The organism is Nocardioides albidus, from assembly GCF_006335005.1.
In the GTDB taxonomy this organism is placed as follows: domain Bacteria; phylum Actinomycetota; class Actinomycetes; order Propionibacteriales; family Nocardioidaceae; genus Nocardioides; species Nocardioides albidus.
In genome coordinates, this window is record NZ_VDMP01000021.1 from 131,601 (window position 1) to 143,504 (window position 11,904).

The window sequence follows — 11,904 nt, forward strand, 5'->3', positions numbered from 1 at the left end:
ACGTCGACTTCGCCGCCTCCGAGAAGCGCGACTACCTCCGCGACCTCGGCCTGAAGTCGCTGACCTTCGTCGGCTGGGCCGAGCGCGGTGACGGGTCGGCCAGCGGCCACGGCAACTCCGTGCCGCGCTTCCACATCACGTGGGGCACCGGGCCGGAGGTGGTCCGTGTGTTCCGCGAGCCGGTCGAGGAGGCCGAGGCGCGCGGACTGGTGCGGTTCGGCTTCCGTCACCGTGTCGACGACCTCATCGTCGAGGACGACGCATGCGTCGGCGTCCGCGGCTCGCTGCTCGCGCCCGACGACGACCGGCCCCGGGGCGAGGCCTCCTCGCGTGAGGTCGTGGGCGACTTCGAGCTGCGCGCGCCGGCGGTGGTCGTCACGTCCGGCGGGATTGGGCACAACTTCGAGCTGATGCGGGCGAACTGGCCGACCGAGCGAGTGGGTCCGGCTCCCGAGCACATGATCGCCGGCGTGCCCGCGCACGTCGACGGACGGATGCTCGCCATCACCGAGGCCGCCGGCGCGAGCCTGGTCAACAAGGACCGGATGTGGGCCTACGTCGAGGGCGTCCACAACTGGAGCCCGATCTGGCCCGACCACGCGATCCGCATCCTTCCCGGACCGTCGTCGATGTGGTTCGACGCCGACGGGCGGCGCCTGACCGGCATGTCCGGTGTGCCCGGCGCCGACTCGATCGGCTCGATGAAGCAGATCCTGGCCACGGGCGCCGACTACTCGTGGTTCGTGCTGACCCAGTCGATCATCGAGAAGGAGTTCGCCCTCTCCGGATCCGAGCAGAACCCGGACTGGACCGAGAAGGACATCAAGATGATGCTCAAGGAGCGTCTCGCCAAGGGCGCGACCAGCCCGGTCGAGGCGTTCAAGGAGCACGGCGAGGACTTCGTGGTCGCCGGCGACCTCGACTCCCTGGTCGCGGGGATGAACCAGATCGCCCGCGGCGGCCGCGTGCTCGACGCCGACCTGCTGCGCCGCCAGATCGAGGACCGCGACCGCCAGATCGACAACCCGTTCTGCAAGGACGCCCAGGTGATGGCGATCCACAACGCGCGCCGGGACCGGACCGGCAAGCTGATGCGGGTCGCCAAGCCGCACCGGATCCTCGATCCCGCGCACGGCCCGCTCATCGCCGTACGCCTCAACATCCTCAGCCGCAAGACGCTCGGCGGCATCGAGACGGACCTCGACAGCCGGGTCGTCCGCCCCGACGGCTCGGTGTTCCCGGGGCTGTACGCCGCCGGCGAGGTCGCCGGCTTCGGCGGCGGCGGCGTCCACGGCTACAACGCGCTCGAAGGCACCTTCCTCGGCGGCTGCATCTTCTCCGGCCGGGCCGCCGGCCGGGCGGTCGGCCGGGCGGTCTCCGGGTGATCAGTCGGCACTGATCAGTCGGGGCTGATCACACCGCACAGGGCGGGCATCGACACCTCGTTGTCGTCGGGGTCGGACCCGTCGTGCTGGACGTCGGGGTCGGTCGCCCGGCCGTCGCCGTCGATGTCGACGCCGTGCACCACCACGGCGTACTGGTCCAGCCGCCCGAGCGACGCGATCGCGTCGCCGTTGTCGAGGAGCTTGAAGGTCCGCTCGTACTGCAGGTCGGTGCCGCGGTCGCTCGTGCCGTTCGACAGGGTGCGGACGACCGGACCGTAGTCGGGCAGGCCCTCGACCAGGTCGACGAGGCCGTTGCCGTCCACGTCGCGACCGAGCGCCGGACACTCCGCCTGGGCCTGCCGGATGCCGTGGATGTGGGCGACGTGGACGCCGTCGTCGATGCCCGACGCGGTGAGGGAGACGGCCAGCCGGGTGCCGAGCAGGTCGAGCTCGACATGACCGGAGCCACCGTGGTTCACCGGGGCCAGGTCGGCGGAGTAGGCGCCGGTGGGGGCGCTGCCCTGGGCCGCGGCTCCGGCCGAACCCGCCGAGCCGGCCGCGGCGAGGACCGGGCAGGCAAGGGCGAGGCCGACGACGATCGTGGTGCGCATGGGGACCCTCTTTCCTCGGGACTGGTGAAGGGGAGTACGCACCGGGACGCCGTCCGGTTCAACGCGAGCCGACGCCGCCGACGCTTTCCACAGGCGCCGGGTTCGTGCTGGCCCGGAGCCTGCTCCGGTGGCACGATCCCAACGACCGTTGCACACTGAGGAGGTGGACCTGGTGAACGACCCGCAGATCTGGACCCTGCTCGGGGTGTTCAGCGCGATCATGTTCGCCGCGCTCACGCTGTCCACCCGCTACACCGTCGCGCAGCTCCACTCGGTGGCCGCCCGGCTGGACGGCCGGATCGACACCCTCGAGGCCACGACCAACGTCCGATTCGACGCGATCGAAGCCCGGCTCGAAGCCCGGCTCGACGCCGTCGACGCCCGGTTCGACGCCGTCGACGCCCGGTTCGACGCCGTCGACGCCCGGTTCGGTGGTGTCGAAGCCCGGTTCGACGCTGTCGAAGCCCGGTTCGACGCTGTCGACTCCCGCTTCGACCAGATGGAGAAGCGGCTCGACGCCAAGATCGACCACGTCGCCGAGGTCCTCGGCGTCCGGCTCGACTCCGTCGACCACCGTCTCGGCTCGGTCGAGGACGATCTCAAGATCGTGAAGGCCCACCTGTTGCGGCACCCCGCGGCCTGAGCCTCGCGGCGCAGCCGCCCCGTCAGCGCGACGGGTCGACGAGCACCTTCGCGTGCCGTTCGGGGTCGCCGAGGTCCTCGAACGCCTGGGCCACCCCGTCGAGGCCGACGGTTCCGGTGACGAGGGGGCGCACGTCCACCTTGCCCTGCGCGATCCACCGCAGGGTCTGGTGGAACTCGCCCGGGTCGTAGGCGAAGGCGAAGCGCAGGTCGATCTCCTTGTTGATCGCCATCGACGGCCGGAACGAGTCCGCGCCCATGCAGACCCCGACGACGACCACCCGCGAGAGGAGCGGGGCGTTGGCGACGACGTGCTCGATCATGCCGGGGACGCCGACGCACTCGAAGACGACCGGTCCGCGCGGGGTGGCGCCGGCCCTCTCGGCGGCGCGCATGATCTTCGCCCAGGGCAGCAGGGGTACGGCGCGCAGCCGGTTCATCGCGCCGATCCCGAGCTCGGCGAGCGCGATCGCCTCGGTGAGATAGCGCTGGGAGTCGGCGAAGGACGCCCACGGCGACTCGTCTGCCGGATCCACCACGACGTCGGCGCCCATCCGCTCGGCGAGCGCGCGGCGGCCGGCCGAGAAGTCGCTGGCGATCACGTGCCGCACGCCGGTCGCCTTGAGCATCGCGATGACGGCGAGCCCGATCGGGCCGCAGCCGATGACGACGGCCGTGTCCTTGGCGCCGACCTCGCCGCGGCGTACGGCGTGCAGGGCGACCGCCATCGGCTCGGTCAGCGCCGCCGCCTCGACGTCGACACCGTCCGGAACCCGCATGGTCATCGACGGGATCGCGAGCACCTGCTCGGCGTACCCGCCGGAGGCGAGCGGGCTCAACCCGGTCAGATGGGCGGAGCCACCGGCGCTCAGCACCGGGAGCGCGACCACCCGGGTGCCGACCGGGTACTGCTTGCGCGTGCGCGGGCCGTAGTCCGCGACGGTGCCGACGAACTCGTGGCCCATCACGACGCGGTCGGTGGAGCGCATGAAGTGGTCGTAGCCGAGCTCCGCGACGTCGGCCGCCGTCTCGTCGCAGTGCAGGCGCGCGTGGAGGTCGGAGCCGCAGATGCCGCATCGCTCCACGTCGATGAGGACTTGGCCCCGCTGCGGGCTCAGGTCCGGGAGGTCCTCGACACTGAGCTCGGCCCGATGGCAGACGACGGCACGCATGCGCACATCATGCCGGTGCGCAGAATGCGCGAACCCCCGGCTCCGTGGAGCCGGGGGTTCGCGAACGGACCTGTGCTGGGTCAGGCGTTGTCGAGGGCCTGGGCGACGCGGCGGTGCGCCTCCCAGATCGCCTCGGGCAGGCCCTCGAACTGGGCGAGGTGCTTCTCGCGGAAGCCCATCTCCTGCTGCCAGCGCGCGACGTCGATGGTGAGGAGCGTGTCGAGGTCGGCGAGCGCCTGCTCGTCGAGACCCTCGAGGTTGAGCTCCTCGCGCTTCGGCAGCACACCGACGGGGGTCTGGACGCCCTCGACCTGACCGTTGAGGAACTCCATCAGCCAGTTCAGCGGGCGGAGGTTCTCGCGGTAGCCGGGCCACAGGAAGCGGCCGTCCTCGCCGCGCTGGAACCAGTTGACGTGCGCGAAGATCGGCTTGGTCGTCGCCCGGCCGATCACCTCGAGCCAGTGCGCGGCGTAGTCGGCCTCGGAGTAGGACATGAACGGGCGCATCGACATCGGGTCGTAGCGGAGCACGCCCTCGAGGCCGTCGGCCGCGGCGGTCGCCTCGGCGCCCAGGGTGAGACCGTCGTAGACGCCCTCGGCGATGTCGGTGATCGCGCGGATCAGCGGCTCGCGGTCACGGGTGCGGCCACCGAAGATGATGCCGTGGATCTCGACGCCCTGGGGGTCCTCGAAGTCCTTGGCGACGTTCGGGACGTTGGCCAGGGTCGTGGTGAAGCGCGAGTTGGGGTGCGCCCACGGAGCGTCGGCGTCCTCGGGAGAGCGGTCGGCGATGATGTCGCCCTTCCAGTCCTCCCAGCCGTCGAGGTCGGTCGGCTTCTCGCCGCGCCCCTCCCACCAGACCTCCTGGGTCTTGGAGTTGTAGGCGACGTTGGTGAAGATCGCGCCGGTGCCGGGGACGATCGAGTCGATCGCGGTCGGGTTGGTCTTCTCGTTGGTGTCCTTGGCGACGCCGAAGACGCCGTTCTCCGGGTTCATCCCGTAGAGCTTGCCGTCCTCGCCGACCCAGATCCACGCGATGTCGTCGCCGTAGAACTCGACGTAGTAGCGGTCGCCCAGGGCGTCGGGGGCCAGCGTCATGGCGAGGTTCGTCTTGCCGGAGGCCGAGGGGAAGCCGCCGCAGATGTTGTACTTCCTGCCGGTCTCCTTGTCGGTGATGCCCAGCAGCATGAACTGCTCGACCAGGAAGCCGTTCTTCCAGCCGTCGTAGGAGCCCTGGCGCAGGCCGTGGGCGATCTTGCCGAGCAGCGCGTTGCCGCCGTACGACGATCCGAAGTGCAGGATCGTGCGCTCGTCGGCCACGGTCACGAAGTAGCGCTTGTCGTCGGGGGTGCCCTGGCCGAGGTTCTCCAGGTCGCCGGTGACGTGCACGGCCTTGACGAAGGAGTCGCCGAGGTCGTTGATGAACTCCACGCCGACCCGCGCCATGCGGATCATCTGCAGCACGACGTTGCGGTTGTCGGTCAGCTCGACGCCCGCGGCGAAGTTCTGCAGGGGGGAGCCCTTCGGCGCCATCAGGTAGGGGATGACGTACATCGTCTTGCCCGCGGAGGCGCCGGTCATCAGCTCGATGAGCTTGGGCTTCATCTCCGCGGCGGGCTTCCAGTTGTTGTAGACGCCCTTGTCGTTCTCGTCGCTGGTGGCGACGATGGTGCGCTCCTCGGCGCGCGCGGTGTCCTTGTAGTAGGAGCGCGAGTAGTAGCGACCCTCGCCGGCCGGCAGGAGCTCACCCGCGTCCAGTGCCTCCTGGATCAGGCGGGCATCGTCGGCCGCGGACACGACCTCGACGCGCTCTGCTCCCGTGATCTTGGCCCAGTGTGCGACGTACTCCCGAACGTGCGAGTTGGTGAGACCCGCCTCGTCGAGCGCCCGCTCCACATCAACCATTGCTTTCGCCAGCCTTTCGGTCCTTGACAAGGTGTGGGCACGCTACCCCACAGCCCACCCGGTTTCTGCCGGGGTTCGAATCGTGTGATCCGTGGACACCGTCGTCCGCGTGCAGTCACCATGACAGCCGTTTTGCGATGACGCACATCGGCGAAGATTGGATCGTTCGAATGGATCGGCGAGGGCCCGCGGCGCCGTCCCACCCATCGACATCACCGCCCCGACCGGCGCACGCGCCTGATCTGCTCGCGCCATGACGACGCCCGCCGACTGGACACCCGGGCCGGGGATCGCGGCTCTGCGGACCCACGCGCCCGAGGTCGCCGCCGCCCTGGACCTCCTCCCGATCCGGCCCGTCACCGGCGGGACGACCGCTGGGACGACCGCTGGGACGGCCGACGTGCTCACCGCCTTCGCCGAGCAGTTCGAGGTCGACGTCTCGATGATCACGCCCGAGCAGCGGGCCGCGCTGATCGAGGTCCTCGGCCCGCACACGCGCCCGTTCCTCGGCCGCCTGTACGTCGCCGATTGGGTCCCGCGCGCACGCCGGGCGCTCGATCAGCTCTTCGGCGCTCCCTCGGCCTGGCCGGCCGGTGACGGGTCCGACGAGGCGGCGGGGCCGGGCGGGGCCGACCCCTGGCCGGCCCTCGACGACCTGTGGCGGGCCATCGCCCGTCTGCGCGTGCTCGACCCGGTGACCACCGAGGTGCTCCGGCTCCGTCAGGCCCGCCAGCACCGCTGCCGGATCTGCCAGTCGCTGCGCAGCCGCTCGGCCCTGGCGGCCGGCGTCGACGAGGAGACGCTCGACGAGATCGACCACTACCCGGACAGCGCGCTCTCCGAGCGGCACAAGACCGGCCTGGCCGTCGTCGACGCCCTGGTCTGGGAGCCGACCGGGCTCGGACCCGACCTCGTCGCGGCCGTACGACGGCACTACACCCCGACCGAGGCCGTCGAACTGGTCCTCGATCTGCTCCGCAACGCGGCCAACAAGGTCGCCGTCGCCCTCGGCACCGACGAGGCACACGTCAGCGAGGGCACGGAGGTCTACGACGTGCTCCCCGACGGGAGCGTCGCCTTCGGGCTCAGCGCTCCCTGAGCCTGCCGGCACCTGCCGGGGGCGCGCCGGTTGAGGCGCCACGACGCCGGGTAGGACACCTCCCATGAGCTTCCCGCCCCCGCCGCCGCAGGGACCGCCGCAGGGACCGCCGCAGGGACCGCCACCGGAATGGGGGCCGCCACCCCCGCCGTACCAGCCGCAACCACCACTGCCGCCGTACGGGCAACCGCCCCGGTCCCGGAGCGGCGCCCTCGTCGCGCTCGTGATCGGCGGCGTCCTGCTGACGATCGTGCTGCTCGGCACGGTCGCCGCCGGCGCCTTCCTCCTCGCCGGCGGGGGCGACGACGAGCGTGCGGACGGCGACCGGACGCCGGACCGCACCACGGAGCAGACGACGGAGCCCACGGTGGAGAGCTCGGAGGCGACGCCGTCGCAGGACACGGACACGTCGACTCCGGACGCCCCCTACACACCGAGCGACGACACCGACGACGACATCCACAACGACGTCAAGGTGGCCGACTTCCCGGGCGACTGGGACTTCAAGCTCGGCGACGTCGAGCAGCACGCCACCCTGGTCAGCTCGGTCGACCATCCGAGCTGCGCTCCGGTCGAGGAGGGCTCGGTGCTCACCCGCCAGCGGTGCACGTACGCCGCCCAGTGGGTCTTCAACGCCCTCGGCGGGAAGGTCCGCCTGACCCACCTCTTCCTCGTCTTCGACACCGAGCGGCACGCCAAGGCCGCGCAGGGCGCGATGAAGGACAAGGACCTGGACCTTCCGGACGGGAGCCTGTACCCCTCGTTCGTCCAGGGTCAGTGGTCCTCGAGCGTCTACGGCAACATCGTCGCCGTCACCATCGGCACCTCGAAGGTGAAGGTCTCCGAGAAGCGGCTGACCTCGCTGGTGAACTACATGAACGCCGACTACAAGTCGGCCCTGCTCTTCAAGTTCTGAGCGCCACGCACCAACCGACCGGCTCGGCCCAAGACCCAAGACCCCTACGTATCGTCCTGCCGCCAGGCGGAGGCGGTCCCTCCCGGACTCGACCGCGCGGCCGGCAGCGTGTCGCCCCGGCGGCGAAGCCGCGTCGGGCGGCAGCGTGTCGCCCCAGCGGCGAAGCCGCGTCGGGCGGGGGCGGCGGCCCGAGCGCAGCGAGGGCTGGCGACCTCGCTCGATCGGGCGACCCGCTCGGCCCCAAAAACTTGGAAGCCGCCGCAGGCGTCTCGGGTCACCTGCGGCGGCACCAAGAAGCATGCCAGAGCGTTCCCGCCGTTGTCATCAAGTTGAAGGAAAAACTTTCCCCCTTGTTCGATGAGCGGTCCGGTACGCCGGCGCGCGGCGGCTCGGGACGGGCTCGGCGCTGGCCAGCAGCGGGAGCACCCGCGGCGCGACGAGCACCGAGAGCACCATGACGCTGGTGGAGCGGACGACCGCCGAGGCCTGGTCGATCCGCACGAGCGTGGCCTGGAGCTCGGGGTGGGAGCGGGTCGCGACCCGGCACAGGACGTCGAAGGAGCCGGTGGTCACGTAGGCCTCGAGGACCTGCGGGATCGCCTCGAGGTCGCGGGCGACCTCGTCCAGGGCGCCCTGGGCGATCTCGAGGGTGACATAGGCCTGCACCTCGAAGCCGGCGGCGGCGACGTCGATGGTCGGGTCCCAGTCGGCGATGACGCCGGCCTCGGTGAGCCGGCGCAGCCGGCTCTGCACCGTGGCGCGAGCGACCTTGGTCTGGCGGGACAGCTCGAGGTCGCCGGCGCGGGGGTGCTCGGTGAGGGCGGTGAGCAGCGCGAGGTCGATCTGGTCGAGGGTCAGCACCGATCTAATCTAGTCATTCTGGCCAGTTGTCCGGGAGTCGTCGGAGCAGAAATGCGCACGATGGCCATCTCGCGGTGGTCAGGTTGCAGGTTCGGGGACGGGTCTGATCTGCTCGGCCCATGAAGGCCACCCACATCTGGGGCGACGAGCGTCGCGTCACCGAAGCAGCCGTCAAGATCGCCTCCGCCCGGATCTCGAGCCCGTCGGACCCGAAGGCCACGGCGCGCCCGATCTCGGCCCTCCGCGCCGACGCGGGGACGACGATCACGCCTGCGGGGATCGGCGTCGACCAGGCCTTCTCCGTCTTCCAGGACGTCATCGCCCCCGCCACCCGCGCCCAGGACGACCCGCTCAACCTGGCCTACATCCCGGCGGCCCCGACCCGCGCGGCCCTGGCGTTCGACGCGGTGGTGTCGAGCTTCAACATCTTCGGCGGCACGTGGGAGGCCGGGGCGGGTGCGATCTTCGCGGAGAACGAGGCGCTGGCCTGGCTGGTGTCCCTGCTCGGCTGGCCGGAGGAGGCGGGTGGGTGCTTCGTCTCCGGCGGCACCTCCGGCAACCTCTCGGCGCTGGTCACGGCCCGGCACACCGCGCTCGCCCGCCGCGGCGGCCGGCCCGAGGGCGGCTGGAAGATCGCCTGCACGTCCGGTGCGCACTCCTCGATCCTCGCCGACGCCCGGGTGATGGACGTCGGCGTCGTCGAGGTCCCCGAGGGCGAGCGCGGCCAGCTCACCGGCGCCGCCCTGCGCGCGGCGACCGCCGACGAGCCCGGCGTCTTCGCGGTCGTCGCGTCGGCGGGCACGACGAACGCCGGCATCATCGACGATCTCGCCGAGATCGCGGACGTCTGCGAGGAGCACGGCCTGTGGCTCCACGTCGACGGCGCGTACGGCGGCGCGGGGCTCGCCGCCCCCTCCGCCCGGGCGCGGTTCGACGGCATCGAGCGGGCGGACAGCTTCATCGTCGATCCGCACAAGTGGCTGTTCGCGCCGTACGACTGTTGCGCCCTGCTCTACCGCGACCCCGATCTGGCCCGCGCGGCGCACAGCCAGCACGCGTCGTACCTCGACCGGATCGACCGCGAGGCCTGGAACCCGACCGACCTCGCCGTGCACCTGTCGCGGCGGGTGCGGGGGCTGCCGTTCTGGTTCAGCCTGGCCGTGCACGGCACCGACCGGTACGTCGCGGCCGGGGAGCAGACGCTGACCACGACGCGGGCCGTGGCGGACGCGATCAAGGAGAGCGCGAACCTGCGGCTGCTGCTGGAGCCGGACCTCTCGGTGCTGTTGTTCGACCGCCCCGGCTGGACGCGCGACGACTACTACGCGTGGTCGGACGAGCTGTCCCGCGCCGGGCGGATCCTCTGCGTGCCGACGTCGTGGCGGGGCGAGACGGTGCTGCGGCTGGCGTTCGTGAACCCGGCGACCGACCCGGCGGCGGTCATCGACATCCTCACGACGACGACGGCCTGAGCCTGTCAGGCGAAGAGGGCGCGCGCGCCGTCGATCGCCGTGCCGCGCTCGGTGTCGACCCGGAACGCGCCGTCCGCCCAGACCGGCACGGTCAGCCGTTCGCCCGGGAGGACGGTGCCACTGAACCGGCCCTCGAGCAGCCGCAGATCGGCCGGCGACGCGCCGTGCACCTCGGCGGCGGCGAGGGCGGCGGTCGAGAGGGTCGCCAGGCCGTGCAGGATCGGCCGGGGCTGACCGATCCGCGCGGCCGCAGCCGGGTCGATGTGGATGTGATGGCGATCGCCGGTGAGCCGGTAGAGCGCCGCGGCGTTGGCCGCGACGTCGACGACGGGGGTCGCGATGGGCTCGCCCTCGGGGTCCGCCGCACGGCCGGGCCCCCGCTCGCCCCCGAATCCGCCCCTGCCGGGGGCGAAGATCGACCACATCGCGCGGACGTACTCGCACTCCACGACGACCTCGAACACCGCGGCCGCGCCCTTGTCCCACACGTCGCCGACGCGGGCCCGCATCAGCGTCGACCCGCTGGCCGGCATGGGCGCGAGCACCTCGAGCCGCTGGGAGCCGTGCAGCGCCGTACCGACGTCGAAGGCGCCGGCAGAACCGAGCACGTCGGGTGCCCACTGCGCCAGGGTCAGCGCGAAGGTCGGCAGCACCCTCAGGTCACGCTCGAAGACGAGGTCGAGCTGTTCGGCGCGGGCGCCCACGGCGAGGGCGAAGAGGATCGCGTCGCTCGTCTCCCAGCCGACCTCGCGCTCGCCGAGGGGCCGGCCCGCCCAGTCGGCGGTGTCGGTCACATCAAGATCGGGTCCAGTCGTCACGCTGGTAGACTACCAAGCAAACGCTAGGTTTGTACGAGACGGGGAGCCCCATGGCCGACGACACCGCACCCACCGAGCCGGTGGTGACCTACGACGTCCGCGACGGCGTCGCCTACGTGACCCTCAACCGGCCGGAGTTCGCCAACGCACAGAACTCGAAGGTCACCTACGCGCTCGACCGGGCATTCACCGACGCCGTCGACGACGACGCGGTGAAGGTGATCGTGCTGGGCGGCAACGGCAGGCACTTCTGCGGGGGCCACGACATCGGCACTCCCGGCCGCGACATCGACGAGTCGTTCGAGCGCAGGGCCGTCATCTGGTGGGACCACGTGGGCGCGCAAGGCGTCGACGCGCGCTTCGCCCGCGAGTCCGAGGTCTACCTCGGCATGTGCCGCCGTTGGCGCGAGATCCCGAAGCCGGTGATCGCGAAGGTGCAGGGCGCCTGCATCGCAGGCGGCCTGATGCTGGCCTGGATCTGCGACTTCATCATCGCCTCCGACGACGCCTACTTCTCCGACCCCGTCGTCAAGATGGGCATCCCCGGTGTCGAGTACTTCGCGCACCCGTGGGTGATGAACCCCCGCGCAGCGAAGGAGTTCCTCTACACCGGCGGCCGCTTCGACGCCCATCGCGCCCACCGGCTCGGCATGGTCAACCACGTCGTCCCCCGTGCCGAGCTCGACGCCGCCGTGGACGAGATGGCGCACCGGATCGCCGTGATGCCGCGCCTCGGCCTCGCGCTCACCAAGAAGGCGATCAACCAGGCCGAGGACCTGATGGGCCAGCGCGCGGGCATGGACTCCGTCTTCGGCCTCCACCACGCCGCGCACGCCCACAACGCCGAGGTCGGCGGCGACTCGCTCGCCGGGCTCGACGCCGCCGCGATGGCGGCCTCGAACAAGCGGGACGCCGGCGAGCCCGGATAGCGATCCTCGCTCGGCTCAGGCCTTCATGCCGCCGTCGACGACGAAGTCCTGCCCGGTGCAGTAGCTCGCCGCGTCGCTGAGCAGGAACGCGACCA

11 protein-coding genes are annotated in these 11,904 nt (G+C 71.4%); 6 read left to right on the plus strand and 5 right to left on the minus strand.

What is annotated here, in order from left to right; translation table 11 throughout:
- A partial coding sequence (locus tag FHP29_RS08310; protein WP_240044392.1) for an FAD-binding dehydrogenase occupies nucleotides 1-1,385 on the plus strand: 1,385 nt, incomplete at its 5' end.
- A gap of 14 nt (nucleotides 1,386-1,399) precedes the next feature.
- On the opposite strand, the gene FHP29_RS08315 is transcribed toward FHP29_RS08310, so the two are convergent.
- Nucleotides 1,400-1,996 (minus strand): hypothetical protein, encoded by a 597-nt coding sequence (locus tag FHP29_RS08315; protein WP_139622404.1) that lies wholly within the window; start codon nucleotides 1,994-1,996, stop codon nucleotides 1,400-1,402.
- 163 nt (nucleotides 1,997-2,159) lie between these two features.
- On the opposite strand from FHP29_RS08315, the gene FHP29_RS08320 reads away from it, so the two are divergent.
- The gene (locus FHP29_RS08320) at nucleotides 2,160-2,639 is read left to right on the plus strand and encodes a hypothetical protein (RefSeq protein ID WP_139622405.1); all 480 of its coding nucleotides are present in this window, start codon (nucleotides 2,160-2,162) and stop codon (nucleotides 2,637-2,639) included.
- 22 nt (nucleotides 2,640-2,661) lie between these two features.
- Here FHP29_RS08320 and FHP29_RS08325 read toward each other — a convergent pair whose 3' ends face one another.
- Entirely contained in the window at nucleotides 2,662-3,810 is a 1,149-nt protein-coding gene (locus tag FHP29_RS08325; protein ID WP_139622406.1) for a zinc-binding dehydrogenase, read from the minus strand.
- Nucleotides 3,811-3,890: 80 nt separating this feature from the next.
- Nucleotides 3,891-5,714: a phosphoenolpyruvate carboxykinase (GTP) gene (locus FHP29_RS08330; protein WP_139622407.1), complete on the minus strand. Its 1,824-nt coding sequence runs from the start codon at nucleotides 5,712-5,714 to the stop codon at nucleotides 3,891-3,893.
- A gap of 253 nt (nucleotides 5,715-5,967) precedes the next feature.
- On the opposite strand from FHP29_RS08330, the gene FHP29_RS08335 reads away from it, so the two are divergent.
- Nucleotides 5,968-6,813: a carboxymuconolactone decarboxylase family protein gene (locus tag FHP29_RS08335; RefSeq protein ID WP_139622408.1), complete on the plus strand. Its 846-nt coding sequence runs from the start codon at nucleotides 5,968-5,970 to the stop codon at nucleotides 6,811-6,813.
- 64 nt (nucleotides 6,814-6,877) lie between these two features.
- Nucleotides 6,878-7,729, plus strand: coding sequence for a hypothetical protein (locus FHP29_RS08340; protein ID WP_139622409.1), 852 nt, complete (start codon nucleotides 6,878-6,880; stop codon nucleotides 7,727-7,729).
- Nucleotides 7,730-8,053: 324 nt separating this feature from the next.
- Here the strand turns inward: FHP29_RS08340 and FHP29_RS08345 are convergent, their stop codons facing one another.
- Complete coding sequence (locus FHP29_RS08345; protein WP_240044393.1) at nucleotides 8,054-8,590, minus strand: Lrp/AsnC family transcriptional regulator; 537 nt, start codon at nucleotides 8,588-8,590, stop codon at nucleotides 8,054-8,056.
- 119 nt (nucleotides 8,591-8,709) lie between these two features.
- On the opposite strand from FHP29_RS08345, the gene FHP29_RS08350 reads away from it, so the two are divergent.
- A complete protein-coding gene (locus FHP29_RS08350) occupies nucleotides 8,710-10,062 on the plus strand; it encodes a pyridoxal phosphate-dependent decarboxylase family protein (RefSeq protein ID WP_139622410.1) in 1,353 nt (450 codons plus the stop codon).
- Nucleotides 10,063-10,067: 5 nt separating this feature from the next.
- Here FHP29_RS08350 and FHP29_RS08355 read toward each other — a convergent pair whose 3' ends face one another.
- Nucleotides 10,068-10,880 carry a MaoC/PaaZ C-terminal domain-containing protein gene (locus FHP29_RS08355; protein ID WP_240044394.1) on the minus strand — a complete coding sequence of 271 codons (813 nt, stop codon included), beginning with the start codon at nucleotides 10,878-10,880 and terminating at the stop codon, nucleotides 10,068-10,070.
- Nucleotides 10,881-10,930: 50 nt separating this feature from the next.
- On the opposite strand from FHP29_RS08355, the gene FHP29_RS08360 reads away from it, so the two are divergent.
- Nucleotides 10,931-11,809 (plus strand): enoyl-CoA hydratase, encoded by an 879-nt coding sequence (locus tag FHP29_RS08360; RefSeq protein WP_139622411.1) that lies wholly within the window; start codon nucleotides 10,931-10,933, stop codon nucleotides 11,807-11,809.
- The last annotated feature ends 95 nt before the right edge of the window (nucleotides 11,810-11,904 follow it).